At 55.5% G+C, this 24,596-nt stretch carries 27 protein-coding genes and 1 pseudogene; 20 read left to right on the forward strand and 8 right to left on the reverse strand.

Annotation, left to right across the window (positions count from 1 at the left end):
- Nucleotides 1–14: 14 nt before the first annotated feature.
- A complete protein-coding gene (locus ACR0AD_RS14465; protein WP_480483593.1) occupies nucleotides 15–725 on the reverse strand; it encodes a GntR family transcriptional regulator in 711 nt (236 codons plus the stop codon).
- Between the two features lie 228 nt (nucleotides 726–953).
- On the opposite strand from ACR0AD_RS14465, the gene ACR0AD_RS14470 reads away from it, so the two are divergent.
- From ACR0AD_RS14470 to ACR0AD_RS14495, 6 genes are all read left to right on the forward strand, one after another.
- Nucleotides 954–2,141, forward strand: a complete 1,188-nt coding sequence (locus ACR0AD_RS14470) for an ABC transporter substrate-binding protein (protein WP_480483594.1) — start codon at nucleotides 954–956, stop codon at nucleotides 2,139–2,141.
- A 97-nt stretch (nucleotides 2,142–2,238) separates the two neighbouring features.
- A complete protein-coding gene (locus ACR0AD_RS14475; RefSeq protein ID WP_480483595.1) occupies nucleotides 2,239–3,108 on the forward strand; it encodes a branched-chain amino acid ABC transporter permease in 870 nt (289 codons plus the stop codon).
- Between the two features lie 19 nt (nucleotides 3,109–3,127).
- On the forward strand, nucleotides 3,128–4,099 hold the full coding sequence (locus ACR0AD_RS14480; RefSeq protein ID WP_480478205.1) for a branched-chain amino acid ABC transporter permease: 972 nt from the start codon (nucleotides 3,128–3,130) through the stop codon (nucleotides 4,097–4,099).
- Nucleotides 4,096–4,878: an ABC transporter ATP-binding protein gene (locus ACR0AD_RS14485; RefSeq protein ID WP_480487948.1), complete on the forward strand. Its 783-nt coding sequence runs from the start codon at nucleotides 4,096–4,098 to the stop codon at nucleotides 4,876–4,878. Before ACR0AD_RS14480 ends, ACR0AD_RS14485 begins: the two co-directional genes overlap by 4 nt.
- A 3-nt stretch (nucleotides 4,879–4,881) precedes the next feature.
- Nucleotides 4,882–5,604, forward strand: coding sequence for an ABC transporter ATP-binding protein (locus ACR0AD_RS14490; protein ID WP_480487946.1), 723 nt, complete (start codon nucleotides 4,882–4,884; stop codon nucleotides 5,602–5,604).
- A 7-nt stretch (nucleotides 5,605–5,611) separates the two neighbouring features.
- On the forward strand, nucleotides 5,612–6,289 hold the full coding sequence (locus tag ACR0AD_RS14495) for an aspartate/glutamate racemase family protein (protein ID WP_480483598.1): 678 nt from the start codon (nucleotides 5,612–5,614) through the stop codon (nucleotides 6,287–6,289).
- Nucleotides 6,290–6,653: 364 nt separating this feature from the next.
- Here ACR0AD_RS14495 and ACR0AD_RS14500 read toward each other — a convergent pair whose 3' ends face one another.
- Complete coding sequence (locus tag ACR0AD_RS14500) at nucleotides 6,654–7,031, reverse strand: winged helix-turn-helix transcriptional regulator (protein ID WP_480487944.1); 378 nt, start codon at nucleotides 7,029–7,031, stop codon at nucleotides 6,654–6,656.
- A 126-nt stretch (nucleotides 7,032–7,157) separates the two neighbouring features.
- Between ACR0AD_RS14500 and ACR0AD_RS14505 the strand changes: the two genes are divergently transcribed.
- The 7 genes and pseudogenes from ACR0AD_RS14505 (at nucleotide 7,158) to ACR0AD_RS14535 (ending at nucleotide 12,201) form a co-directional block, all read left to right on the forward strand.
- Entirely contained in the window at nucleotides 7,158–8,069 is a 912-nt protein-coding gene (locus ACR0AD_RS14505; RefSeq protein WP_480487943.1) for a PLP-dependent cysteine synthase family protein, read from the forward strand.
- A gap of 321 nt (nucleotides 8,070–8,390) precedes the next feature.
- Nucleotides 8,391–8,756 (forward strand): MerR family transcriptional regulator, encoded by a 366-nt coding sequence (locus ACR0AD_RS14510; RefSeq protein WP_480487942.1) that lies wholly within the window; start codon nucleotides 8,391–8,393, stop codon nucleotides 8,754–8,756.
- Complete coding sequence (locus ACR0AD_RS14515) at nucleotides 8,753–9,463, forward strand: transporter substrate-binding domain-containing protein (protein WP_480487941.1); 711 nt, start codon at nucleotides 8,753–8,755, stop codon at nucleotides 9,461–9,463. The genes ACR0AD_RS14510 and ACR0AD_RS14515 overlap by 4 nt, the downstream gene beginning before the upstream one ends.
- A 197-nt stretch (nucleotides 9,464–9,660) precedes the next feature.
- Nucleotides 9,661–10,023, forward strand: a complete 363-nt coding sequence (locus ACR0AD_RS14520) for a MerR family transcriptional regulator (protein ID WP_480483603.1) — start codon at nucleotides 9,661–9,663, stop codon at nucleotides 10,021–10,023.
- Complete coding sequence (locus tag ACR0AD_RS14525; protein ID WP_480483604.1) at nucleotides 10,020–10,619, forward strand: short chain dehydrogenase; 600 nt, start codon at nucleotides 10,020–10,022, stop codon at nucleotides 10,617–10,619. Before ACR0AD_RS14520 ends, ACR0AD_RS14525 begins: the two co-directional genes overlap by 4 nt.
- 270 nt (nucleotides 10,620–10,889) lie before the next feature.
- Nucleotides 10,890–11,021, forward strand: a pseudogene (locus tag ACR0AD_RS14530) (IS481 family transposase); the annotation flags it as partial.
- Nucleotides 11,022–11,571: 550 nt separating this feature from the next.
- Nucleotides 11,572–12,201 carry a helix-turn-helix domain-containing protein gene (locus tag ACR0AD_RS14535; RefSeq protein WP_480483605.1) on the forward strand — a complete coding sequence of 210 codons (630 nt, stop codon included), beginning with the start codon at nucleotides 11,572–11,574 and terminating at the stop codon, nucleotides 12,199–12,201.
- On the opposite strand, the gene ACR0AD_RS14540 is transcribed toward ACR0AD_RS14535, so the two are convergent.
- Genes ACR0AD_RS14540 through ACR0AD_RS14560 form a run of 5 tightly spaced genes read right to left on the reverse strand, consistent with a single transcriptional unit; the run spans nucleotide 12,179 to nucleotide 16,542 of the window.
- Entirely contained in the window at nucleotides 12,179–12,676 is a 498-nt protein-coding gene (locus tag ACR0AD_RS14540) for a GNAT family N-acetyltransferase (RefSeq protein WP_480483606.1), read from the reverse strand. The genes ACR0AD_RS14535 and ACR0AD_RS14540 overlap by 23 nt on opposite strands.
- 28 nt (nucleotides 12,677–12,704) lie before the next feature.
- Complete coding sequence (locus ACR0AD_RS14545; RefSeq protein WP_480483607.1) at nucleotides 12,705–13,772, reverse strand: heme-dependent oxidative N-demethylase family protein; 1,068 nt, start codon at nucleotides 13,770–13,772, stop codon at nucleotides 12,705–12,707.
- Between the two features lie 13 nt (nucleotides 13,773–13,785).
- Complete coding sequence (locus ACR0AD_RS14550) at nucleotides 13,786–14,748, reverse strand: PDR/VanB family oxidoreductase (RefSeq protein ID WP_480483608.1); 963 nt, start codon at nucleotides 14,746–14,748, stop codon at nucleotides 13,786–13,788.
- Entirely contained in the window at nucleotides 14,745–15,341 is a 597-nt protein-coding gene (locus ACR0AD_RS14555; RefSeq protein ID WP_480487939.1) for a dimethylamine monooxygenase subunit DmmA family protein, read from the reverse strand. Before ACR0AD_RS14555 ends, ACR0AD_RS14550 begins: the two co-directional genes overlap by 4 nt.
- A gap of 55 nt (nucleotides 15,342–15,396) precedes the next feature.
- Nucleotides 15,397–16,542, reverse strand: coding sequence for an aminomethyl transferase family protein (locus ACR0AD_RS14560; RefSeq protein WP_480487937.1), 1,146 nt, complete (start codon nucleotides 16,540–16,542; stop codon nucleotides 15,397–15,399).
- A 340-nt stretch (nucleotides 16,543–16,882) separates the two neighbouring features.
- Here ACR0AD_RS14560 and ACR0AD_RS14565 point away from each other — a divergent pair, with 340 nt between their 5' ends.
- The 6 genes from ACR0AD_RS14565 (at nucleotide 16,883) to glnT (ending at nucleotide 23,004) form a co-directional block, all read left to right on the forward strand.
- A complete protein-coding gene (locus ACR0AD_RS14565; protein ID WP_480483611.1) occupies nucleotides 16,883–18,256 on the forward strand; it encodes an ammonium transporter in 1,374 nt (457 codons plus the stop codon).
- An 11-nt stretch (nucleotides 18,257–18,267) separates the two neighbouring features.
- A complete protein-coding gene (locus ACR0AD_RS14570; RefSeq protein ID WP_480483612.1) occupies nucleotides 18,268–18,483 on the forward strand; it encodes a hypothetical protein in 216 nt (71 codons plus the stop codon).
- 147 nt (nucleotides 18,484–18,630) lie between these two features.
- On the forward strand, nucleotides 18,631–19,560 hold the full coding sequence (locus ACR0AD_RS14575) for a class II glutamine amidotransferase (protein WP_480487935.1): 930 nt from the start codon (nucleotides 18,631–18,633) through the stop codon (nucleotides 19,558–19,560).
- Between the two features lies 1 nt (nucleotide 19,561).
- Nucleotides 19,562–20,245, forward strand: coding sequence for a protein GlxC (locus ACR0AD_RS14580; RefSeq protein WP_480487933.1), 684 nt, complete (start codon nucleotides 19,562–19,564; stop codon nucleotides 20,243–20,245).
- Nucleotides 20,246–20,265: 20 nt separating this feature from the next.
- On the forward strand, nucleotides 20,266–21,594 hold the full coding sequence (locus tag ACR0AD_RS14585) for an FMN-binding glutamate synthase family protein (protein ID WP_480478657.1): 1,329 nt from the start codon (nucleotides 20,266–20,268) through the stop codon (nucleotides 21,592–21,594).
- 81 nt (nucleotides 21,595–21,675) lie between these two features.
- A complete protein-coding gene (glnT, locus tag ACR0AD_RS14590) occupies nucleotides 21,676–23,004 on the forward strand; it encodes a type III glutamate--ammonia ligase (protein WP_480487932.1) in 1,329 nt (442 codons plus the stop codon).
- Between the two features lie 69 nt (nucleotides 23,005–23,073).
- Here the strand turns inward: glnT and ACR0AD_RS14595 are convergent, their stop codons facing one another.
- Nucleotides 23,074–23,523, reverse strand: coding sequence for a group II truncated hemoglobin (locus tag ACR0AD_RS14595; protein WP_480487931.1), 450 nt, complete (start codon nucleotides 23,521–23,523; stop codon nucleotides 23,074–23,076).
- A 129-nt stretch (nucleotides 23,524–23,652) separates the two neighbouring features.
- Here ACR0AD_RS14595 and ACR0AD_RS14600 point away from each other — a divergent pair, with 129 nt between their 5' ends.
- On the forward strand, nucleotides 23,653–24,498 hold the full coding sequence (locus ACR0AD_RS14600) for an EamA family transporter (protein WP_480483616.1): 846 nt from the start codon (nucleotides 23,653–23,655) through the stop codon (nucleotides 24,496–24,498).
- Nucleotides 24,499–24,596: the final 98 nt, after the last annotated feature.

The raw sequence follows: 24,596 nt of genomic DNA on the forward strand, positions 1-24,596 counted from the left end.
TGCAACAGATCCAATTACATGCGCCCGGTGAGTATCTTGGCCAGATCGGGTTCAACCTTTTGGGTTTTTTCCAGATCCAGGCTGTTTTTAACGTGAAAAAGGTGGTGTTGGATGCTGTCTACCGCAGCTTGCGGGTCACCACTCGCGATCGCATTGATGATCGACGCGTGCTCATCATCGGGGCAAGATGAGTCCTTGTTGGTTCCGAACAGCGCCACGATCAGAGAAGACCGGGTCACCAGTTCCCTGACGACGCGAGTGAGTACTGCGTTGTTGTGGCATTTAGCTAACTCGACATGAAATTCACCAGAGAGCCTGATAATTTCTGTTTGGTCGTTCCTTGCCCTAGCCTCATCTTCTTTTTTGATATGAAGCCGCAACGCTTTGACCCCCGCGTTGCTAATTTCTCGCGTCAAATCCCGAACGATACCGGTTTCGATCATCAAGCGGGCCTCAAACACGTCTCGGGCTTCTTCGGGGCTTGGGCAAGCAATGAAGGCACCGCGGTTGGAATGAAGTTCAACAATGCCTTGGCTGCTCAATAACAACAATGCGCGGCGGACGCGCATGCGACCAACGCCAAAGGTCTCACATAAGGTTTGTTCGCTCAATTTGGTTCGTGGCGCCAGCTTTTGTTCCATTACCGCGGAATAAATTCGATCAACGATCAATTGCTCATCCGGATCAGATTGGACGGTGTCGAGTATTTGTTGTGCGTCTGTCATCTGGTTTCAATTCGACTGGAATTCTTGTGCGTTTTCTTAGACGCACGGCTTCTGACTGACAATATATTGAGTATTTGTTCACAATATCAACACTGTCATTCATTAAAAAATGTTGACATAGATTGTTAACAATGTTGAGCTTGGCAGCATCACCGGGATTCGACCTGTGACTCAATGACCTTTGCAAGCGCCCGAAAGAGGCGCCCAAACCTCAATAGGGAGGAAAAAATGAAACGCAGAAATCTGATGAAATCATCGGCGGCCCTGGCGCTGGCCATATCCGTTCTGGGCTCCACCGCCTGGGCGGAAAACCCGGTTCTCAAGATTGGCTTTGTTGGTGTGACTTCAGGTCCGGCAGCGGCCTGGGGCATCTCGAACCAGCGCTCGATGGAAGCACGCGCTGACTGGATCAATGAATCCGGCGGCTACAAGATCGGTGATACCACTTACGATATCGAAATCGTCTCGTTCGATGACCAGAAAGACCCCAAGCGCGCAATCGCGGGCATGGAGAAGATGGCACAGGAAGGCATCCACTATGTGGTTGGTCCGAATGTGGATGACGGCGCTGCCGCCGTGCGCCCTGTGGCCGAGGCTCAAGGGATCATGTATTTCCCATATGCCTTCCCGAAAGAGCTTTATACCGCTCCGGCGTCCAATGCGGTTTTGGGCATGGTTGCGAACTATCAATCCGGCCCGGCGATTTACGAATACCTGCGCGACGAAAAAGGCGTAAAGAGCGTGGCCTTTGTTGCTGCCAACGAGTCTGATCCGCTGAGCCAGCGGGATGGAGGGATCGCAGCGGCCAATGCGTTGGGTCTTGAAGTTGTGTCTGACAACGTGACGTATCAGGTGGACACGACAGATTTTACCCCGGTTCTGACGCCTGTAATGCGCACGCAGCCTGATTTGCTGGTTCTGTCCGGCGTCTCGCCGGCCAATGCACCTCAGTTGATCCGGTCTGCGCGCGAACTGGGGTATCAGGGCATCATCTCGACCGAAACCGCGCAGGATGCGACGGTTCTGCGCGAAGGTGCGGGCGATCTGGCCAACGGGTTCATCTCGGTCGGCGGTGCATCGACGCCTGAAATCGCATCGGACGACATGAAGGAATTCGTCAAGCGTTACACTGATATGTTCGGCGAATATAACGATGAATCGAATACCAAGGTCTATGCGCTGGAGTATATTCTGGCGACCTTGAACGCCAACCCGGCGGGCATTGACGACGTCAAGGCGTTCCAGACCACGATGGACACGTTCGAAGCACCGAACCCTTTCATGAAGGGCGACGCCGTGATGCGGTACGTCGGAACAACCTCCTTCGGACAAAAGCGTCAGATTGCGGTCCCGCTGGTAGTGAATGTTTACCAGGACGGAGAGTTTGAAACACTCTTTGTCGCTGAAGTCGACTGAGGCAGAACTCCCCAAGACAAGGCGAAAGCCTAACGAGCCACTCAAACTCCCGGGCTGATGATCGGCCCGGGAAACCCGAACCTAACGCGGGACTATCATGGAACAGATACTAGCAAACGGCATCTATCTGGGCGCGCAATATGCGATGATCGCCTTGGGTCTGACGCTGATCTTTGCCCTGATGAACGTACTGAATTTTGCTCACGGACAGATGTACGTTCTCGGCGGCTTTGTGACCTACACCTTCTACGGACAACTTGGCTGGCCTTTCATCCTTGCGCTGCTGGCGTCCTGTATCACTCTGGCCGTGCTCGGCGCGCTGATAGAACGGTTTCTGTTCGCCCCAGTCATACGACGGTCATCGCGCGAAGAAAGCACAATGCTGTTGGCGGCGGGATTGGCGTTTCTGTTTGACGCGGTCATCCTGCTGGTCTTTGGAGAAAAACAGCGCGGTGTGCCCAAGATCGTCAACGGGGTTTTCAACTGGGATTTCAAGTTGATCATGCCATATGACCGTATTTTGATCTGCGTGCTGGCTATTCTGTCGATCGTCACTTTCATCCTGTTTATGCAGTATTCCAAAACCGGCCGCGCCCTGCGTGCGCTGGCGCAGGACAGAACCGCTGCCCAACTGATGGGAGTCAATGTTGCTCGCTACTCCATGATTGGATTTGCATTGGGCGCAATGCTGGCTGGTCTGGTCGGCGGTCTGCTCGTGACTATTACCGGCGTCAATCTGGGTATGGGCGGACCGACCTCAATCAAGGCTTTCATGATGGTCATGATCGGCGGCGCAGGTGTGATTTCCGGCGCAATCGCGGGCGGAATTATCCTTGGTTTCATGGAAGCCATCGGTCTGGCTGTCCTGTCTCAATATGGCGATATCACTTACCTGTTGATCTTCGTCTCACTGATGATTTTCCTGGCCATCCGCCCGCAGGGCCTGATGGGCAAACCGTGGGGATAATGCAGTGCCAAAACTATCAATGATTCAATGGGCCGGTGTGGCGGTCTTCCTGCTGGCCATCTTCATCGCGGTTCCCGGCTTTGTCGCCGCGTCCGGTCGGTCTGACCTGTACTACACGCTGACATCGGTGGCACTGCTGTCGATCGCCAGTGCCGGTGTCTGGCTGACCTTCTATATCGGCCGCATTAACATCGGGCAGGGTGCCTTTGCCCTGATCGGAGCTTATGTCTCGGCCATTCTGGTGACAAAGACTGGCATTTCGTTCTGGCTGTCCCTACCGCTTGCGGGCCTCTTTGCAGCTGGTGTGGCGGTTCTGATCGGTCTGCCGATCCTGCGGCTGCGGGGTGTGTATTTTGCAATGATCTCGCTGGTGCTGACACAGGTCGTCACCCTGACTGCGCTGGCCCTGCCCGTCACCAATGGTGCCAAGGGCATCACTTCGATCCCGCTTCCGGGTGGGGTGTCGATCCTTGGTATCCCTCTGATACCCGATTTCGGAACGCTGGAGAACCCAAGGCTGGCCTTCTACTACACGGCCTGTGTTCTGATGGTCCTGACCTTTGCTGCCATGTACCGGCTGGTGAATTCGCGCCTTGGCCACCTTTGTCGCTCGATGCAGCAGAATGAGGAACTGGCCAGCTCCATAGGTGTGAACATCTCGTATATCCGGGTCATCGTCTTTGCCATCTCGTCCTTTCTGGGCGGCATTGGCGGCGCGATGTTCGGATCGATTGCGCAATCGGTTTATCCGTCCAGTTTTCAGGTCGCCGACAGTGTGAACTTCATGCTGAATTGCTTCCTCGGTGGTCTGGGATATGTGTTCGGCCCGATGTTGGGCACGCTGGTCCTGTATTTTGGCTGGGACCTGTTGTTCGAGTTGGGCCGCTTCCAGCTGCTGGCCTATTCCAGCTTGCTGATCATCCTGATGCTGTTCCTGCCCAACGGGCTGCTCAGCCTGCGTCTGCCTGGCAAGAAAGGAGAGGACAAATGAGCCATCTTCTGGAAGTCCGCCATGTCACCAAGAAATTCGGTGGCCTGACCGCGAACAGCAACATCTCGTTCAACGTCAATGAAAACGAGATCCTGTCGGTGATCGGACCGAACGGTGCGGGTAAAAGCACGTTGTTCAAGATGATCTCATCCTTTCTGCCGACCACGACCGGAGAGGTGCTGTTCAAGGGCGAGAGAATTTCTAACCTGAAACCACACGCAGTGGCCTGCAAAGGCATTGTCCGTACGTTTCAGGAAACGACGATCTTCAAATCCATGACAGTGCGCGAAAGCATCATCGTCGCTCAGCACTTAAGGGCCCGTGCTTCGTTGGCCGGGTATTTCTGGGGCACAAAAACGGCGCATGAAGATGTCGACAGCTTCGGGCAATATGCCGACGATCTGATCGAATTCCTCGGCATGACCGAGATCGCCAACGAACAGGCCTCAAACCTGCCGCAGGGCAACCTGCGGGCGTTGGGGATCGCGATTGGTCTGGCAACCGATCCCAAGGTGTTGCTGCTGGATGAACCCTTCGCCGGGATGAACCATGACGAGACCATGAAAATGGTCAATCTGGTGCGCAAGGTGCGAGATGACCGGGGGGTGACCGTTCTACTGGTAGAACATGACATGCCTGCGGTGATGAATATCTCGGACCGGATCGTTGTGCTGAATTTCGGTGAGATGATCGCCGAGGGCACACCGGTAGAAATCCAGAACAACGAAAAAGTTATCGAAGCCTATCTGGGCAGCGCCGACGACGAGATTGGGATCTGAGCCATGACCAAAATGTTAGATTTCAAGGATGTCGAGCTTTACTACGATCACGTCTATGCCCTTAAAGGGGTATCAATTGATCTTGAGCAAGGTGAAACGGTTGCTTTGATCGGTGCCAATGGGGCAGGCAAAAGCTCGATCCTGCGGGCGATCACTGGGCTGGCGAAGATCAAATCCGGTTCGGTTGCGTTCGAGGGCGAACAGATTGCCGGAACCAACCCGGCCGAGATCGTCTCGAAAGGCATCGCTATGGTGCCCGAAGGGCGGCGCGTCTTCCCGTACATGTCGGTAAAAGACAATCTTCTGATGGGGGCGTTTACCCGCTCGGACAAAGCGGATGTTCAGCGCACTCTGGATTCGGTTCTGGAACGGTTTCCGCGTCTGAAAGAGCGCTACAGCCAGTCGGCAGGAACCTTGTCGGGTGGCGAGCAGCAGATGATGGTGATCGGGCGCGCTCTGATGGCAAAGCCACGCCTTCTGTTGCTGGATGAGCCGTCGTTGGGAATTGCGCCCAAACTGGTGCAAGACATTGCGCGGTCTATTGTAGCTATCAACCGGGACGAAGGTGTGTCTGTGTTGCTGGTCGAACAGAACTCGCGCATGGCGCTTTCGATTTCGCACCGTGCCTATGCACTAACCACTGGAAATGTGGTGATCTCGGGCAATTCCAAAGAGCTGTTGACCGATCCCCGGATCAAAGCTGCCTATCTGGGCGGAGAAATGTGAGGACGTTGTGAAACTTCTAGTCGTCAATCCCAACACCACCAGTTCCATGACGCGAAAGATAGAAGAGGCAGCGCGGGCGGCTGCGCATCCTGAAACCATGATTATTGCTGCCACTTCGCAAGACGGTCCCGCCAGCATACAGGGCTATCTGGATGTCTCTACTTGTGTTCCGGGCTTGTTGGATGTGGTCAAGCAGCATCCGGATGTGGATGGCATCGTAGTGGCCTGTTTCGATGACACAGGTGTCGACGCTGTACGTTGCATCACCTCGGCTCCGGTCGTTGGTGTTGGTGAGGCCGCCTATCACGCGGCCTCCATGATCAGTCCAAAATTCAGCGTCATTACTACGCTGTCCCGATCTCTGGCTGGGTTGGAAACCAATTTGCTGAAATATGGCCTGGATCGCAGATGTGCCCGGGTTCGGGCATCGGACGTGCCGGTTCTGAAGCTTGAGGAAAACGATCCGGCGACAATAGATAAGATACGGGCTGAAATTCGCGCCGCCATTGACGAGGACAAAGCTGAAGCCATCGTTCTGGGTTGTGCCGGAATGACAGACTTGATGTCACAATTATCCGAGGAGTTTGGTTTGCCAGTTGTTGATGGTGTTGCCTGTGCCGTCACCTTTGCCGAAGCCTTGGTCAAATCCAGATTGACGACGTCGAAGCTGTGTTCTTACGCCTAGCCGGGGTCTTCGACTTGCTCTCTACGGCCAACTATTCCACCACTTTTGGGCAAAATCAGAGTTTTTCAACACTATCGGCCGGGCCTCATCGTCAGCTAACGCAATCTGCCGCTTTCCGGCTGACCGTATTCCTCGATGAAGTCCGCCATCACGGTGCTCCAAGCCTCCTGTCCACAACATCGTCTAAGTGTTCCAGGAGGATCGTCAGCAGATAGTTGTTGCCGAAACGCCATTCGCTGGTCAGATCGCGAAGCCGTTGGTATTCTGCTTCGGACATGCCGAGGATGTGTCGCAAACTCTGGAATCTAGTTGACGCGCATGCTCCCAGGTCTGCTACGAACCCAGAACGAACGTGTCTGGAAACTCAGACCGATGTTCCAGCCACTGTCTTGCCAAGCGTTGGGTCGAACAGTCCTCCCCCTAAGTGCAAGTGCCCCCAGTTCATGATCCCCAACAAGGTTGGCTCTAACGCTCGCCCCCGGTCGGTAAGCATGTAACGATAGCGCACTGGCCTGACCTGATAGGCCACCCGCTCCACAAGCCCCCACTCCATCAACCGCTTTAGTCGTTGAGACAGAAGGTTTGGGGGCAGGTGTTCCTCACTGTTCTGCAATTCCTGGAATGTATGTTTTCCGTGCCACAACAGGTCTCGCACCACCAGCAGGGTCCATTTGTCACCAAGGATCTCAAGGCTGCGCGCAATCGAGCATCGGGAACGAAACTCATGCTCTGTTTGGGTCATTCCGTCCTCATGTTAGCTGTCAATTTGTTGAACTTAGCGCAGTTACTTAAAAAATGGAAGTTTGACTCAGTATGTGACTTAACTTATGGAAGCCACTGGTGATGACAGTCCGCGAAAGGCTCCAAAATGACCACCATCGGCAATACCCCACTCATCAAACTGTCCCATCTGACAGGACCCGATCACGCCGACATCTATGTGAAGTGGGAAGGGGCCAACCCAACGGGCAGCATGAAAGACCGCATGGCCTTGTCGATGATCGAAGGGGCCGAACGGCGCGGAGAGTTGAAGCCCGGTGGGCGCGTTGTCGAGTACACTGGTGGCAGCACCGGAAGCTCGCTGGCGATGGTCTGTGCCACTCGCGGGTATAAGGCCTACTTTGTGTCTTCAAACGGGTTCTCCGAGGAAAAGCTACAAACGATGAGAGCGTTCGGCGCGGAAGTGGAAATTGTTCACGCCGAGGGCGGCGTGCTGACTGCGGATGTACTCGACCGGATGATTGTGCGCGCAAAAGAACTGGCCGGGGAACCGGGCACGTTTTGGCCGGATCAGGTGAACAACATAGATAACAAGCTGGGGTATCACGACATGGCTCAGGAAATTCTGAGCCAAGTAAACACTCCCGTACATGCCTTCGTCATGGCTGCGGGCGGTGGCGGTTGCATTTCGGGCAATGCCGAGGTCTTGAAGACGCACAATCCCAACACCGAAGTTGTCGCCGTGGAGCCCTACTACGTGCGCAACCTCTCAGGAGGTGACACCAGTGGTACGCACAAGCTCGAGGGGATAGGCTTATCCTTCGTGCCGAAGATCCTGCGCAGGGACCTCATCGATGATGTAATTCCAGTGAAGGATGAAGACGCCTATTGGGGGGCCCGGGCGCTCGCTGGCCAGGAAGGTTTGCTTGGCGGTGTGACGTCAGGTGCAAACATCTGGGCGGCCCTGAAAAAGGCCAAGGAACTTGGACCGGGCAAAACCGTAGTGACCGTGATCATCGACACCGGTCTGCGCTACTTGAACGGAGACTTGCATCGGTAGTGGGTCTCAAACACGAATTGCTGATGCCAGCTTTGTTCGCACTGCTGACCTTGCGGTGATCCTACCTTTCGTGCCTGCAGCGAATGTCTGAATTTCGGGCAGCGACCGCAGAGTATGGGGTTGCGCTGAGAGATTGGTTTGGGCCGTCCTCGATGGCTCCACAGATCTCTCTTAATTCAGATGCTGCTCCGCCTTCGATGACCGCCCAGAGCCCAGTTTGACAGATGCCGCACTCTGCACGAATGCCGGCTTTTCAATAGTCGCTATTGACTTAGAGTGGCTCTAACTCGCTACCCAGAGATCAGAGGAACATTTGCGAAGATGAGAATTGCTGAAGCGGCGGAAGCCTGTGGGCTATCCGCACATACTATAAGGTTCTACGAGAAGTCGGGAATGCTGCCAGAGATCGAGCGTGGCACCGATGGACATCGTCGGTTTACGCCTCGTTTGGTCGAGTGGCTGACTCTGCTCTATTGGCTGCGCGAAACCGGCATGCCACTCAAGCAAATGCGTCGGTTCACGACTCTTGCCAAAGTGGGCGATGCAGGTATCGAAGAACGCCGAAAAATCCTGTCGGATCACGCGGCAACGCTGAAAGCCAAACGCGCAACTCTCGAAAAATGCGGAAGCATCCTCGCCATCAAGATCGCCAGCTATGGCCCGGACGCCAAAGAGGATGACCAATGAAGTTTGCCTACCTGATCGAACCGCCGTTCAACTACGTCGATGCAACAGGCCACGTCACGGGCTGTGACGTTGAGCTCGCGCGGTATGTAATGGCGCAACTTGGCATTGCCGGTTTTGAAATGGTAGAAACGGAATTTGCTGAACTCTTGCCCGGGGTCGGGGATGGCCGATGGCGCATGACGACCGGTCTTTTTGGAACGGAAGAACGCAGGAAGAGCGCATTGTTCAGCCGCCCGATCTGGGCGCAACCCGACGGGCTCCTGGTGGCTGGGGGCAATCAGATGGGTTTGAGCGGATATCGATCGGTTGCCGACAATTCTGATATCCGTTTGGCGGTTATCCGGGACCAGTTTCAGCATCGCTCGGCGATTGAATTTGGCGTCAGCGCAGAGCGCATCATGATTTTCGAAACATATGTCGAGGCCGCACAAGCTGTTTGTGAAGGCACCGCCGATGCCTATGCCAGCGTGGGCCGAGCGCATGGTGGATTTATCGAGCAGAACCCGGAATGGGATCTGGAGCTGATCCTTGTGCCAAACTCAGAAAAACCTCCTGCGTTCGGGTCATTCGCGTTTGGTTTGAACGACACAAACCTGCGGAACGAAGTCGACGCAGTTCTTTCGCAATTCCTTGGGACCGATGCCCATCGGAACATGGTCGCTTCTTTTGGATTCTCGGCTGCCGAAGTTGATATGGTGGCTGCCTGATACGTCGAAAGCTGACCTTGGCCGCGGCGCGCCAAGTCCTGTCTGTCCGCATCGATACTGCCCAAGCGCTTTGCAGCGAGCCAGAGTGGCCGAAGCTGCGCGATGCGAGAATGGCGGCTTTTGAGAGTTTCTGCAGAAGTTGCTTGACCTGAAGTAGCTTCAGGTAGGTAGGGACTTGGGCGAGAGGATCAGATCGCATGATGATTTCAGAAGTTGCAGAACGCACCGGACTCAGCGCTTCAACAATTCGTTTCTATGAGAAATCGGGGTTGTGTCCATTCGTCCAACGCGGCGCGGATGGCAAGCGCAAATTCTCGAAGGCAGATGCCGATTGGTTAGAGTTACTGGCGTCCCTTCGTTCGACAGGTATGCCTTTGGCAGAAATGCGGGCTTTTGCGGAGCTTTACGCATCCGGCGACGGCAAAGTCCCTGAGCGCAAAGCTGCCCTTTTGGCACATAGCCGCCGCCTGGAAGATCGACAGGCCGATCTGGACCGATGCCGCGTGATCCTAAATCGAAAACTGAAACGCTATGATGAGATATTGAAGGATCAGGCATGAGAATTATCGTAGTCGGAGCAGGTGGTGATATTGGACAAGCTGCCTGCAAGGAGCTTCGGCAAAGGCATGAAATCGTCACAGTGGGACGTTCAAGTGGGGACCATCGGGTCGATTCAAGTGACTTAAACGCGGTGAAATCACTGTATGAAAGCCTCGGCAATTTCGATGCTGTGGTGTCCTGTGCAGGCGACGCGACCTTTGCCCCGTTGCCGCAGATGACCCAAGTGACCTTCATGGTGGGTCTTCAGCAAAAGGTTATGGCGCAAGTGAACCTTGTCCTGGCTGGGCTGGACGTCATTTCGGATGCAGGTTCCTTCACTCTGACAAGCGGTGTTCTTGATCGCGATCCGATCAGAATGGGTTCAAATGCGGCAACCGCTAACGGAGCATTGGCAGGCTTCGTAAAGAGCGCTGCAATCGAGATGCCGCGCGGGTTGAGAGTCAATGTTGTCAGTCCGGGCATGTTGGACGTGTCCGCGCCACGTTACGGCGCATGGTTTCACGGCCACAAACCGGTTTCATCCCATCATGTTGGATTGGCATATGCGAAATGTGTCGAGGGTGCTCTCACAGGGCAGGTGGTGATCGTTGACTAGAAACCCGTCGTGCGACCGGACGTTGGTGCAACCGCAGCGAAATAGGACTCTCGTCCGCGACTCGTAAATTGGGTGTCCGAAAATTGCTGCGCAGTCGATGAATGGCCGGTCTCCGCGCTGCACCGCGGCGCCGAAATTTCCGTCCCTGCGGCATACAGGTGCTGTGAGCGCGCGCAACACGAAATCGCTCAGAGTGTCATTTCGCCCCGTCCCGCAATGGCGTCATTGTTTTCTTAGCGTTGGATTCCACACTCTTCCGCAATTGACCCCTACAACTTTGCCCTCAGACTGAAGACGCTCAGCGGTCTCGCACCATATGAATACATCTGCAAAATCTGGACATCAAAACCAGATCGATCCATCCTAAATCCAATCCACCAGATGCCGAAACTGAACACCTAACCCCGGCCGATGTCTACTTCGGACGCGGGCAGACCATACTAAGACAACGAGGAAGGACCAAACAAAAGACAATCGAAACCCGGCGCTTGCTCCACCTCGAATCCGCCGCATAATCAAAACAACCAGGTGAGCCTGATCCTCTCTTAGTTCAGGCGGCCAACTGTCCCAAATTCCCTGACGACAGGCAGCATGTCGCACTTTACGCAACTGGCGACATTTGAAGACGGTCGCTACGAAATGCGATTCTGTGGCGCAGTACTGAAATCGACCCAAGTAAATCGCTGGGTCGATTTAGCCGAGATTTCAGATTGATGCAGTGAAACCTGGCAGTCCAGCGTTTTGGCAAAACACCTGCGTGCAGCGGAACGGTTCCTGCGATTGAACAGTGTGCTCATATTCTCTGTCAGCATGATTATTTTACTATCAGGAAAGCTTGGTGCTATTGTGGTCCGAATTGGATGGGCTATTGCACCGCGCCTGGTTGCAGAACCGGTTTGGACAAGTGTAGCAAGACGTTGAAAGAGTGAAATTGAAAAAAAAAGACAAAGACATGGCGATAAATCTGAGTCAGGACCCGCATTCGGTTCGTTCGGGTGACAGGGAAAAAGTTCTCGAAGTCGCCATTGGTCGCGAGGTTCGAGCGTTTCGTAAACAGCAGAACATCACGGTTGCAGACCTGGCTCAGCTAACTGGGTTGTCAATCGGCATGTTGTCGAAGATCGAAAACGGCAACACGTCACCTTCTCTGACAACCCTGCAATTGCTGGCGGATGCGCTCTCGGTTCCTCTGACTAGCTTTTTCCGTCAGTTTGAAGAACGCCGCGAGGCGGTTCATACGAAAGCTGGTGAAGGGGTCGAACTGGAGCGCGAGGGAACTCGCGCCAACCATCAGTACAACCTGCTTGGGCATATCGGCGCCAATGGATCAGGTGTAATCGTGGAACCTTACCTGATCACACTGACTGCTGAATCCGATGTGTTCCCAACGTTCCAACATGGCGGAATTGAGACGATTTACATGCTTGAAGGCGAGGTAGACTATCGCCACGGGGACCAGATTTATCCCCTGAAGCCCGGCGATACCCTGTTCTTTGACGCCGACGCACCCCACGGCCCGGAACGGTTGGTCAATCTGCCGGCACGCTATCTTTCAGTGATCAGCTATCCGCAGACAAACTGATCGGCTTGCGCAGCAGGAAATCTGTGGGTCTGTCATACCCCTCATGGCTGCCCGTGCTGACAATCGTGAACCCAAGCCTGGAAAATATGCGATGGTTTTCAGTGAGCTCCACGCGCGTTTGCAGTTCCAGCGCGGGCAGGCCAAGCTGCGCTGCGCGGATTGCAGCATGATCCACCAAGGACCGGCAAATACCCTGTCCTCGCAATCCGTCCTTCACTGCCAGCTTTCCAAGGTACAAGCTGTCGGGCTTGGGCGTTAGAAACATGCAGGCGAAAAGCGGTCGGCCGATGGCCCAGATTTCTCCGCCACTTTGACAATGCGCAAGCATTCCGTCCACGTTCAGACGATGGATGGACGACGGAGGGTCGATCCGAGCATCCATGTACCGAAAGGACTCGCGCAGCAGCGCCAGAGCGTCATACAGAGCGAAGTCATCGCTCGGGATGAGCCACGGTGTTCTGTCTGGATCAGTCATAACAGCCAAGACACCTGACATTGCCGGTTTACTTTGACAAGGGGGGTTCCGTTTCCAGATCCGGCCAGATCCCGGGCGAGGTGGGCAACCCGTCGTCGAACTGGCTGAGATAGTCCAGCATCAGCGGCCGGTTGTCGATGAACCCTTTGTAGGTTGCCAGTTCCACTGGCAGATCACGAACAACACGATGCAGGCGACGACCCCATTTCGGTACAGTCATCAGATCCTGAAAACTACACAGATAACAGCGGATTGGGAATAACAGCGCGTTTGAACGCGGTAGTCGGAAGAATGTCTGCAACTCGACCCGAAGATGTTGTTTTTGGCCAATATTCTCCGGTGTCAGTGTGGTTTTCTGAATACCCCATTTATGGTAGTTCTCCGGGCTGGTATCCAAAAGCGGGTTGACCGTCATGGTCCAGTTCAGGCGGCGTGCGGGTGCGCCCTGCTGAATACTCAGCAAGAATTTCAGCGCACGCTGAAAGATACCCATCTCGTGGGCCAGTGGTACCGGGGCGTGCCATTCGAAAAAGTTCATGCCAATGTCGAAATCCAGGCTCCAGTCGGCCTGGGTGGTCACCATTCCGGCATCCATCCACAGCATGTCGTCACGTTGATCAAGCACCGCATAGTCACCCTGGGCCTGACGGGTGATATATTCCATCGGCCCGCAGGGCAGGGTGGTTTCATCCATGAAGGTAAAGCTGTGATCAATCCCCAATGGTTTGTTGATCCAGCGCCACTGGTTGCCGTTGCGGTGCAGTTCAAACAGATCCGGGTAATCCTCGGACTTGCAAACCATAATCAGTTCCAGAATGTCCCAACCCGCCAATGTCATGTGTGGCAAAGACTGGCAACGCAGCGGGTCCTGATCCAGAACGATGGCGCGGTCTTTCATTTCCGAAACGTAATGTTCGTCCACATCGAACCGCTTTTCATAGACTGACCCTTCGGGCCCGCCGCGATGCTGTTCCATGTTGACCGAATACATGTAGCTGTCTTCGTGGAACGGAAACGGAAAGCGATTTATCGCCCAGTCCGAGTTATGAAACGTATAATCGTCGCGGAAGGACTCGTCGTTGAATTGAATGGTCATGTTGGGCCTCCTCTTAGCGGTCCAGCACAAGGGACTTGCCCTCGAAACGCGATACGCAAGGCATGATTTTCTTGCCCGCTGCCTTTTCTTCGTCGGTCAGCCAGTGGTCGCGGTGAACGAAATTGCCATCATGATCCAGCACAACGGTTTCGCATTGGCCACAAGCCCCGCCGCGGCACAGATACGGTGCATCCACGCCTTCACGTTCGATCGCCTCCAGCAGGCTTTCATTCTCGCCCACATGAATAACTTTGTCCGATGTGGCCAACCGCACTTCGAACGGTTTGCCGGGTCGCGGGGCCAGAAACTCTTCGTAATGGACGCAATCCTCGGGCCAGCCTTCGGCAGCCGCGGTGTTGCGCACCCAATCAATCATGCCCTTGGGACCGCAGACATATACATGTGTACCCAAGGGTTGCCCGCTCAGCAGGTTTTTCAGATCAATCTGCTGGTTTTGGTCGTCGTAATACAGATGGGTTTCATTCGGATGACTGTCTGTCAGTTGCTCGGCATAAGACGCCAATGCCGTGTTTCGACAAGCGTAATGCAGTTCCCAGTGCCCGTGCAGCAGTTCGAGTTGCTTGATCTGCGCCAGAAAGGGCGTGATGCCAATGCCACCGGCCAGAAACAGGTGCTTGCGGGCGCGCAAGTCAAGCGAGAACAGGTTGACCGGATAACTGATGGTCATTTCATCACCCAGCTTTACCTGACGGTGCATGAACAACGAACCGCCCCTGCCTTCATCGTCACGGCGGACCGAGATCGTATAGGATGACTGATCAAACGGGTCGGACATCAGGGAATAAGGATTAAGCCGTGTGATACCGCCATCCTTCATTTCGACAACGGTATGCGCCCCGCCGGAAAATGTTGGCAACTGACCGCCGTCGATGCGTTCGAACCGGAACCGCGTCACGAGTTCATTCAGCGGGGTGATTTCGGTCACTTTGACCTGAATTTTCTCGGCACCGCTCATTCGTAAATCCCTTTCGGCTCGGGCACGTTGCCATGATCTTCGGCGTCGACGCGGACACCCTGATAGGCGGCAAGCCGGCGGGAGTAGTGATCGCGCACGAACAGATTCAGCCCGCAATGCGAGCAGACAAACGGATCAACCTCGACATCTTCGGTGATGCCTTTGCAGTGCACGCATTGCATCCGGCGTGCAACCGAACCGCGATGTTCGGTCTGTATCGCCGTGTGTGGCAGGCCGACTGCTGTCACCTCATTCATGGCCTGACCCATCATGCCCTCAGTACCGCTCAGATAGACCTGCAATCCCATATGCGCGTCCTCCAGTACGCGGCGGATGCGTTGCAGCGCGGCCGCATAGGAAGGTCCTTCGTAGAACTGCGCGGGGTTCAGCGCCTGCAACCTTTCCGAGTAGTCCGTCCCTTTGGGGATATAGATCAGGTGCGTTTTGGCCATCAGATCAGGCGTCGCGATGTCGAGAACGGCTTCTGCGCCTTCGGCTTCGGCGATCATGAGATGATGGTCACCCTTGCGAGCTTCCAGCGTGCCCCAGATCGGTCGGCTTGTGATTGACTTGGGAAATTCGAACTTTGACATTGTACCCTCAAATAGGAAAAGGGCGCCACGGTATGCCCGTTGCGCCCCCTGAAACTCAGCCCTTTGCGGTTCTGATCGATTTATCCTGATCGTAGAACGGCATCTCTTCCGCAGTCGCCGCTATTTCCGTTCCATCTCCGTTGCGCACCGTCAGCTTGGTTCCGGGCGATGCGCAGGCAACCGGCATCCGCGCGATACCCACGTTATGCCCGTTGATTTCGGAATACATGCCAAAGGTGACAACACCGACCTTTTCACCGTTCTGCAGCAGGTCCGCGCCCTCATTCGCCGGTGTCGTGCCTTCCAACTTGACGCCATAGATCTTGAACCGTTCCTTGCCCTTCGAGGCATAATGGTTCTCGGCGCCGATAAAGCCGGTCTTGCCGGGCGAGACAGTGAATTCCAGACCCAGTTCCCACAGCGTATCGCCACATGTCTCACCATCGAACGGATAGGTTTCCGAATTATCGCCCGGATAGAACAGCAGGTAACTTTCGGTGCGCAGCAAATCGAGTGTCGAGAACTGGACTGGTACGATGCCCATGTCCTTGCCGTCAGCCAGAATGCTGTCCCACAGATGCACAGCATGTTTGGCCTGACAGAAAATCTCGTACCCACGCTCACCGGTATACCCGGTCCGCGAAACCATCACCGGGCACCCATAAAGCTTAGTCTGCATGATGCCGAAATAAGCCAGGTCACGAATGCCGGGGATATGCTTTGCCAGGAAATCAACGGCGACTGGCCCTTGCAGCGACATATCATGCATGTCGTCGTCAAAAATGACCGAGCAGTTCTTGCCTGCCGCCACGGATGTCAGCTGCTCCATACCTGTTCCGGTGCCATGCACCACCAACCATGTGTTCACCGACAGACGATAGATGATGCAGTCATCAACAAACTTGCCTTCAGCATTCAGGATCGAGGCATAGGTCGATCGGCCCGGCATGATTTTTTCCACATTCCGCGTGGTGACGCGATCAATAACATAGGCGGCATCCTCGCCAACCACATGAACCTTTTTCAGGCCGGATACATCCATAAGACCAGCTTTGGTGCGGATGGCTTCGTAGTCCGCTTTGGCACGTTCAGGGCTGTGGTCATAGAACCAAGCGGTCCCCATTCCGTTCCAGTCCTCAAGCTCGCCGCCGATCTCGGCATGGCGCTGCGCAAGGGCCGACGTCCTCCAAAGAATGGCCATGGTTCAGGTCTCCCGTTGATCGTTTTTGTTGGCCACATTGAGGCCGATGTTGGATTGAAAATCAACACCTGAGTGCAGAAAATTTTCCTGCTGGGAATATTTGCCTGCAATTTTTGCACCCTGAAAACATTCCTGAGAAGGGAATTTGTTAGTTGTTTGTCAGATGTTTAGGTCCGTTTTTGGTGTGCCAAAGCTTAGGTTACGGACAGGCCTAAAAGGTGTTTGCCCCACATATCTATTGACAGGTCGCAAATGAAAATGTCCTCTGAGTAGATAAATATTCCCAGCAGGAAATTCTGCGCGGGCGGACCTCCTGCTGCAACAACAGGGAGACTACGAAGTGGATGGTAATCTAAACGCACTCACGACGGTCTTTACCGAGTTTTATTACTGGGTAACGGTCGTCTTCATGTTCCTCATCCATGTGGGCTTTTGCATGTACGAGGTCGGCGCCAGCCGAGCGCGTAACCACATGCACACATTGATGAAAAACATCATGATCATCCCGCTGGTGACGGTCACGTTCTTCTTCTTTGGATGGTGGATCTATTGGGCCTTTCCGAACTTTCCGTTCTGGGGCGGTCTGGATGCAGAAGCGGGTGCCGCGAATCTGCCTTGGGCCGACACAATGGCCACCAACCTTGGCGACAGAATCACAGGGGTCTTCTGGGCCGCATTCTTGCTGTTTTCGTGGACCGCGGCCTCGATCGTTTCCGGCTCGGTGATCGAGCGGATCAGATCTTCTGCCCTTTGGGTACATGCGGTGCTGATCGGGTCGGTCTTCTGGATCATCGATGCCGCATGGGGTTGGCACTATGCCGGCTGGATGGTGCGTGTTCTGGGGTATCATGATGCCTATGCATCCGGCGTTATTCACGCGATCGCGGGTGGGTATGCGCTTGGTGTGATCATGGTTCTGGGTCCTCGCCTTGGCAAGTTTGCTAAGGACGGAACTCCTCGGGATATTCCACCTCACAATCCGTGGATGCTGACGATCGGGATTTTCCTGATCTACACCGGCTTCTGGGGTTTCTACGCTGCCTGCAACGTTCCGGTGATCTCTCCCGAGGCGATTGACGGGCAGATCACTGGCGTGACCTGGACGGCAACAAACATCTATCTGGCTCCGACGACTCTCTCGGCGATTACCTTCAATTTCCTGATGTCTCTGTCTGGTGGATTGATGGCGGCGTATGTGGTTTCAAAAGGCGATGCCTTCTGGACGTTCTCGGGCGGGCTGGCCGGTGTTATCACAGCATCCGCAGGGAATGACCTGTACCACCCGATCCAGGCGATGATCATCGGCGCGATCGGTGTCGTGATTGTCTACAAGCTGCACTACTGGGTCGAACGCCGGTTCAAGCTGGATGATGCTGTCGGGGCGGTTGCAGTGCACGGGTACTCAGGTGTTATTGGCCTCATCATTGCTGGGTTTGTCCTGTGGGGTGTCCCGTCTTCGCCTTACGAAGGATATGCGACGATCAATCCGGTCGGACAGGTCACCGGTGCAGTCATCATGTTCTTTGTTCTGGGTTTCATGCCTGGTTGGATCGTGGCCAAGTTGCAAGCGGCTGCCGGTGTTCTTCGCATACCGGAAGAGGTTGAGCTTCAGGGCCTCGATTACGCCGAACACCATGCCTACGAAGATGCCAAAGCAGCGATTATCGCGGCTGACAAAGAAGAGCTGGCCGCCCGCGGCGCAGCCGCGAAATAGAGGAGAACGTTATGTCTACAATCGGATATACAAGTTGGGCCGTTGATCTTGCCGAAGTCGGCCCGGTCTATCCCTTCCAGGGGTACGAAATTCTGATGGTCATCATTGGCGTCGTCTTCTGGATCGGCTGGCACCGTATCCAATTTGTCCGCGAGGGCGAGCATCTTGAAAAAGCCCGCCACGCAGGAGACGAAGACAGAGTAAAAGCACAGCTGGATCGTTATTGATCCGGTTTTGAGAACTGGCAATGGGCGCAAGATCAATGAATGCGTCCATTGCCTGACAGGAAAAAAACTTTCCTACGGTTATTGATATCCTGCAGAATAATTGGTACCGTCGAATCATAACTAAACACACAAGGAGATCTGCCAGCCATGTGCGGAATTGTTGGATTATTCCTCAAAGATCAGTCCCTTGCTCCTCAACTGGGCAATATGCTGACAGACATGCTGATCACGATGACAGATCGTGGCCCCGACAGTGCCGGTATTGCGATTTATGGCGCAGAATCGGCGGGTAAAACCAAGATTACGGTTCAGTCCCCCAACCCCGAAACCGATTTTGTCGACCTTGCGGACGAGTTGGGTAAAAGCTTGGGCACATCTGTTGGTCAAAGAAACAACGACACACATGCCGTTTTGGAAATTCCCGCCGGTCAGTTCGAAGCTGCACGCGCCGCGCTGGCTGAGATCCGCCCGTCGGTCCGGGTGATGAGCCGTGGTGACAGCCTTGAAATCTACAAGGAAGTCGGCCTGCCGAAGGATGTTGCCGAGCGTTTTAACCTCAGCGGAATGAGCGGCACGCATGGCATTGGACACACCCGCATGGCGACGGAATCTGCGGTGACCACAATGGGTGCCCACCCGTTCAATACAGGGTCTGACCAATGTCTGGTCCATAACGGGTCGCTTTCCAACCACAACTCGTTGCGCCGCAAGCTGCGCCGCGCGGGTGTAACGATCCAGACAGAGAACGACACCGAAGTTGGCGCAGCCTACCTGACCTGGAAGATGATGAATGGTGCCACCTTGGGCGAGGCTCTGGAATCCAGCATTGATGATCTGGACGGTTTCTTCACTTTTGTCGTGGGAACCAAGGACGGCTTTGGCGTCGTGCGTGATCCGATCGCGTGCAAACCAGCCGTGATGGCTGAAACCGATCAGTATGTGGCTTTTGGCAGCGAGTATCGCGCCCTGGTGAACCTGCCCGGCATCGAAGATGCACGAGTTTGGGAACCTGAACCGTCCACCGTTTATTTCTGGTCGCACAACGACAGCCCCACAACCCACGAAAAGGCCGCCTGATATGCAGACCTATGATCTAGAGGCAGACGGGCTGCGCGGATTGAACTCTTGCTTGCAGGCACAAAATTCCGAGACCAACCAGACCCGTTGGGAAATTGTAAATCCCAAGGGCAGCCATGCGATTGCCGTTGGGCTGGATGCGCCGATCGAAGTGACGGTCAAGGGATCGACTGGGTATTACTGCGCGGGGATGAACCAGCAGGCAACTATCAAGGTAGAAGGGTCCGTCGGGCCGGGTGTTGCAGAGAACATGATGTCCGGTCAGGTCATCGTCGATGGTGACGCCAGCCAATATGCCGGCGCGACCGGCCATGGCGGATTGCTGGTGATCAAGGGCAATGCAAGCTCGCGCTGCGGCATTTCGATGAAAGGCATCGACATCGTCGTGCACGGCAATATCGGCCACATGTCCGCCTTCATGGCGCAAGCCGGAAACCTGGTGGTCTGCGGAAACGCAGGCGATGCGCTGGGGGATTCACTCTACGAGGCGCGGCTGTTCGTGCGTGGCTCGGTCAAAAGTCTTGGTGCCGATTGTATCGAGAAGGAAATGCGTCCCGAACATCTGGAGATACTGAAAGACCTGCTGGGCCGGGCGGGCTGTGATGCCAAACCGGAAGAGTTCAAACGCTACGGCTCGGCACGGCAGCTGTACAATTTCGACATCGACAACGCCGCCGCATACTGAGGAAGAAGGGTATGAAAGATATGGACGATCAGATCCCCCGCACCCTGCCGATCCAGTCGGCGACGTTCTCCAACCCCATCAATGCCGAGATCCGACGCGCAGCCGCGACAGGCATCTATGATATTCGAGGAGGTGGCGCCAAGCGCAGGGTCCCTCATTTCGACGATCTGCTGTTTTTGGGCGCATCCATCTCGCGCTATCCGCTGGAAGGATATCGCGAACGCTGCGATACCTCGGTAACGCTAGGCACACGTTTTGCGAAAAATCCGATCAAGTTGGACATTCCGATCACCATCGCGGGTATGAGTTTCGGCGCGTTGTCTGGTCCCGCCAAAGAGGCTTTGGGCCGTGGCGCATCTGCTGCGGGCACATCGACCACAACCGGTGATGGCGGCATGACCCCGGAAGAACGGGGCCACTCGACCAAGCTGGTCTACCAGTATCTGCCCTCGCGCTACGGCATGAACCCGAATGATTTGCGCAAGGCGGATGCGATTGAAGTCGTGGTCGGGCAAGGCGCTAAACCCGGAGGTGGTGGGATGCTTCTGGGTCAGAAGATCAGCGACCGTGTGGCCGAAATGCGGACCCTGCCCAAAGGCATCGACCAGCGTTCGGCCTGTCGCCATCCGGACTGGACCGGGCCGGACGATCTGGAGATCAAGATCCTTGAGCTGCGCGAAATCACCGGTTGGCAGGTGCCGATCTATGTCAAGGTCGGCGCGACGCGCCCCTATTATGATACTGCACTGGCGGTAAAGGCCGGGGCTGATGTCGTGGTCATGGACGGGATGCAGGGTGGCACAGCCGCCACGCAGGATGTGTTCATCGAACATGTTGGCTTGCCCACACTGGCCTGTATCCGCCCCGCCGTGCAGGCGTTGCAGGATCTAGGTGTGCATCGTGAAGTTCAGTTGGTCATTTCGGGTGGCATACGAACAGGTGCAGATGTGGCCAAAGCATTGGCGCTTGGGGCCGATGCGGTCGCCATTGGCACCGCCGCTCTGGTGGCCCTTGGCGACAACGATCCCAAATGGGAATCCGAGTATCAGAAACTGGGCACGACCACAGGGGCCTATGATGACTGGCACGAAGGGCGCGACCCCGCTGGCATCACAACGCAGGACCCAGAGCTTGCCGCGCGCTTGAACCCCGTCGAAGCGGGTCGCAGGCTGCGCAACTACCTGAAGGTCATGACGTTAGAGGCGCAGACCATTGCGCGCGCCTGCGGTCACAACCACCTGCACAACCTCGAGCCGGAGGACCTGTGTGCCCTGACTATGGAGGCCGCCGCGATGGCGCGGGTGCCCTTAGCGGGAACCAGTTGGTACCCGGGCAAGGAAGGGTTCTGAACATATGCGACGCGGCCTCCTGAATGGGGGCCGCGTTCTTGCTTTGAAAACCGAAAATTCAACAGGGAAAGGAAAGCAATCGTGACGATAGATCTCGCAGCTTTCGCAAAAGAAAAAGGCGTCAAATACTTCATGATCTCGTTCACCGATCTGTTTGGTGGACAGCGGGCCAAACTGGTGCCAGCGCAGGCCATTGCCGAGATGCAGGAAGATGGCGCTGGTTTTGCCGGTTTCGCTACCTGGCTCGACATGACACCGGCGCATCCCGACATGCTGGCGGTTCCGGACCCGACTTCCGTCATCCAACTGCCCTGGAAACCAGAGGTGGCATGGGTTGCGGGCAACTGTGTGATGGAAGGCAAGGACGTCGCGCAAGCCCCGCGCAATGTTCTGCGCCGCCTGATCGACGAAGCGGCAAGCGAGGGCATGCATGTCAAAACCGGGATCGAGGCCGAGTTCTTTTTGATGACCCCGGATGGCGAACAGATCAGTGATCCGTTCGATACAGCCGAAAAGCCCTGCTATGACCAACAGGCCGTGATGCGCCGTTATGATGTGGTGCGCGAAATTTGCGACTACATGCTGGAACTGGGCTGGGGCCCGTACCAGAACGACCACGAGGATGCCAACGGCCAGTTCGAGATGAACTGGGAATTCGATGATGTCCTGCGCACAGCAGACAAGCATTCCTTCTTCAAGTTCATGGCAAAATCGATCGCGGAAAAACACGGGCTACGGGCAACATTCATGCCGAAACCGGTCGAAGGGCTGACCGGCAATGGCTGCCACGCCCATATCTCGGTCTGGGATGCGCCGGGTGATGCCGCTAAAACCAATGTATTCGCAGGAGAGGGTGACGGCCCCACCGGCGAGGTTGGTCTGGGAGAACGCGGCAAGCACTTCCTCGGCGGGATCATGAAGCACGCCTCGGCACTGGCGGCGATCACCAACCCCACAGTGAACAGCTACAAACGCATCAACGCGCCGCGGACGATGTCCGGTGCAACCTGGGCGCCAAACACGGTGACGTGGACCGGCAACAACCGCACGCACATGGTGCGCGTTCCCGGCCCCGGACGTTTCGAGTTGCGCTTGCCCGATGGCGCAACCAACCCCTACCTGCTACAGGCCGTCATCATCGCGGCCGGGCTGTCAGGTATCCGGTCCAAGGCCGATCCCGGCAAGCGCTGGGACATCGATATGTATGCCGAAGGCCATAAGGTACGCGGTGCACCGAAACTGCCCCTGAACATGCTTGATGCGCTGCGCGAATACGACAAGGACAAAGAGCTGAAGGCGATGATGGGTGCCGAATTCTCGTCAGCTTTCCTGAAAATGAAGCATCAGGAATGGAACTCTTTTGTTTCCCATTTCTCGCGCTGGGAAAAAGACAACACGCTCGATATCTAAGTCGGATTGCAGGATTGCATATCGGGGCCGCGCCATAGGCGGCCCTGTTTCTGCGATGGCCACGCGAAGTTAGTCGCTCTTTTCACGCTGTGTGTCACGGGCATCTGCGCCCGCATCCGCCTCCAGCCGCCAGTCAGGTACGTCATTGACCAGCATGAGCGCCGCCCTGCGCAACGTCACGCGCATCCTGTCGACAACCGGACCGGACATGCCGCAATCCGCCAGCGCGGCGTCAAACGTCTCCAGCCAAAGCTCGGCATCAGCTTCGCGGATAGGGACATGCGCATGAATTTCACGCAGGTCCATGTGATCAAATCGTTCGCGGTAATAGGCCCGCCCTCCCAGAAAACCGCTGAGAAATTCGAACTGGGCCTGTCTGGTATGGTTCAGCCCATGGCCGCGAAAGTGTAGCCTGTGCAAGGAATAAACTGCCGGATCCGTTTCCATCCGATCATAGAAACGCTCAACCAGACTGCGCAGCCGGCTCTCACCGCCAAGTTGCTCTAATGCAGACGTCATGTGCTGCCTCTTACTGCCTTTGGCTTCAATAATATTGCATAACAGGAAAATAAGTTTAATACCAGTGACAGTTTGACGTATGCATGGTCTCAAGCGGATTGAAACAAAGCCGATGATGGTGATGACAAAATGACTGCTCTGGCGCTTGGCCTGGTCGCGGCACTTTGCTGGGGGATACACGATCTGGCAGTACGTTATGTCAGCCAGTCTGTCAGCGTGATCGCGTCGCTGATGGTCGTGCTGATATCGGGCGCGGTGCTTCAGTTTGGTCTGACGGTGACGCTGGGTACATTTGACTCGATTTCTGGTGCCGCAGTGTTCACCGCTGTCGCCGCGGGCGGGTTTTATCTGTTGGCGGGTATCAGCATGTATGCCGCTTTTCAGCGTGGCCCGGTTCGGTTGGTTGCGCCACTTGTCGCGAGTTACCCGGTCTTGTCCGTGTTGCTGGCCATATGGCGTGGTGCAACTATCAGCCCGCTGCATTGGCTTGCCGTCATTGCGATTGGCATCGGGGTTTCCGTGGTCGCAGCCAAGTCCGAACGGGATGCGGTGGTGTATCCGGCAACAGGCCCAACAATACTGCTGTCGCTGGTTGCGGCCGTCGGCTTCGCGGCGGCCTTTGCCCTAGGACAATATGCAACCGAGCTTAGCAACGAGTACTCGGTCTCGCTGGTCAGCCGATTGGCGGCAATCCTGACTCTGGGGATGGTTGCTGTGGCATCTGGAAAAGCAATTTGGCCCGGACCCCAAGCGATGCCCCTGTTATGTGTGATGGGTGTTCTGGATGCAGTTGCCATCCTTTGCGTGGTCTCAGCGGGTGGTTTGCCCAATGCACAATTTGCCTCGGTCTCGGCATCCGTTTTTGGGTTGTTAACCGTAGTTCTGGCCTGGGCCATATTGAAGGAAAAAATGGCTCTTCAGCAGTGGCTTGGGTGTTGTGTTGCATTTGCAGGTATAGGGTACCTTGCACTCTGAAACGCCCCGCTCCGGCCCCCGTGTTTATCAGGCGGTCAGGCCTTCTGGTTCTGGGAGTTTGTTTGCGCGGCAGCAGGCGGTGAGGGTGTTGGCCAGCA

Source organism: Ruegeria sp. BH8 (assembly GCF_056538065.1).

What these genes read in the sequence shown, in the direction of transcription:
- ACR0AD_RS14470 (WP_480483594.1), top strand. Translation starts at nt 954, where the DNA reads ATGAAACGCAGAAATCTGATGAAATCATCGGCGGCCCTGGCGCTGGCC.
- ACR0AD_RS14510 (WP_480487942.1), top strand. Translation starts at nt 8,391, where the DNA reads ATGAGAATTGCTGAAGCGGCGGAAGCCTGTGGGCTATCCGCACATACT.
- ACR0AD_RS14585 (WP_480478657.1), top strand. Translation starts at nt 20,266, where the DNA reads ATGGACGATCAGATCCCCCGCACCCTGCCGATCCAGTCGGCGACGTTC.
- ACR0AD_RS14575 (WP_480487935.1), top strand. Translation starts at nt 18,631, where the DNA reads ATGTGCGGAATTGTTGGATTATTCCTCAAAGATCAGTCCCTTGCTCCT.
- ACR0AD_RS14600 (WP_480483616.1), top strand. Translation starts at nt 23,653, where the DNA reads ATGACTGCTCTGGCGCTTGGCCTGGTCGCGGCACTTTGCTGGGGGATA.
- ACR0AD_RS14525 (WP_480483604.1), top strand. Translation starts at nt 10,020, where the DNA reads ATGAGAATTATCGTAGTCGGAGCAGGTGGTGATATTGGACAAGCTGCC.
- ACR0AD_RS14480 (WP_480478205.1), top strand. Translation starts at nt 3,128, where the DNA reads ATGATTCAATGGGCCGGTGTGGCGGTCTTCCTGCTGGCCATCTTCATC.
- ACR0AD_RS14555 (WP_480487939.1), bottom strand. Translation starts at nt 15,341, where the DNA reads ATGTCAAAGTTCGAATTTCCCAAGTCAATCACAAGCCGACCGATCTGG.
- ACR0AD_RS14520 (WP_480483603.1), top strand. Translation starts at nt 9,661, where the DNA reads ATGATGATTTCAGAAGTTGCAGAACGCACCGGACTCAGCGCTTCAACA.
- ACR0AD_RS14475 (WP_480483595.1), top strand. Translation starts at nt 2,239, where the DNA reads ATGGAACAGATACTAGCAAACGGCATCTATCTGGGCGCGCAATATGCG.
- ACR0AD_RS14485 (WP_480487948.1), top strand. Translation starts at nt 4,096, where the DNA reads ATGAGCCATCTTCTGGAAGTCCGCCATGTCACCAAGAAATTCGGTGGC.
- ACR0AD_RS14580 (WP_480487933.1), top strand. Translation starts at nt 19,562, where the DNA reads ATGCAGACCTATGATCTAGAGGCAGACGGGCTGCGCGGATTGAACTCT.
- ACR0AD_RS14490 (WP_480487946.1), top strand. Translation starts at nt 4,882, where the DNA reads ATGACCAAAATGTTAGATTTCAAGGATGTCGAGCTTTACTACGATCAC.
- ACR0AD_RS14535 (WP_480483605.1), top strand. Translation starts at nt 11,572, where the DNA reads ATGGCGATAAATCTGAGTCAGGACCCGCATTCGGTTCGTTCGGGTGAC.
- ACR0AD_RS14465 (WP_480483593.1), bottom strand. Translation starts at nt 725, where the DNA reads ATGACAGACGCACAACAAATACTCGACACCGTCCAATCTGATCCGGAT.
- ACR0AD_RS14540 (WP_480483606.1), bottom strand. Translation starts at nt 12,676, where the DNA reads ATGACTGATCCAGACAGAACACCGTGGCTCATCCCGAGCGATGACTTC.
- ACR0AD_RS14570 (WP_480483612.1), top strand. Translation starts at nt 18,268, where the DNA reads ATGTCTACAATCGGATATACAAGTTGGGCCGTTGATCTTGCCGAAGTC.
- ACR0AD_RS14595 (WP_480487931.1), bottom strand. Translation starts at nt 23,523, where the DNA reads ATGACGTCTGCATTAGAGCAACTTGGCGGTGAGAGCCGGCTGCGCAGT.
- ACR0AD_RS14500 (WP_480487944.1), bottom strand. Translation starts at nt 7,031, where the DNA reads ATGACCCAAACAGAGCATGAGTTTCGTTCCCGATGCTCGATTGCGCGC.
- ACR0AD_RS14550 (WP_480483608.1), bottom strand. Translation starts at nt 14,748, where the DNA reads ATGAGCGGTGCCGAGAAAATTCAGGTCAAAGTGACCGAAATCACCCCG.
- ACR0AD_RS14560 (WP_480487937.1), bottom strand. Translation starts at nt 16,542, where the DNA reads ATGGCCATTCTTTGGAGGACGTCGGCCCTTGCGCAGCGCCATGCCGAG.
- ACR0AD_RS14505 (WP_480487943.1), top strand. Translation starts at nt 7,158, where the DNA reads ATGACCACCATCGGCAATACCCCACTCATCAAACTGTCCCATCTGACA.
- ACR0AD_RS14545 (WP_480483607.1), bottom strand. Translation starts at nt 13,772, where the DNA reads ATGACCATTCAATTCAACGACGAGTCCTTCCGCGACGATTATACGTTT.
- ACR0AD_RS14515 (WP_480487941.1), top strand. Translation starts at nt 8,753, where the DNA reads ATGAAGTTTGCCTACCTGATCGAACCGCCGTTCAACTACGTCGATGCA.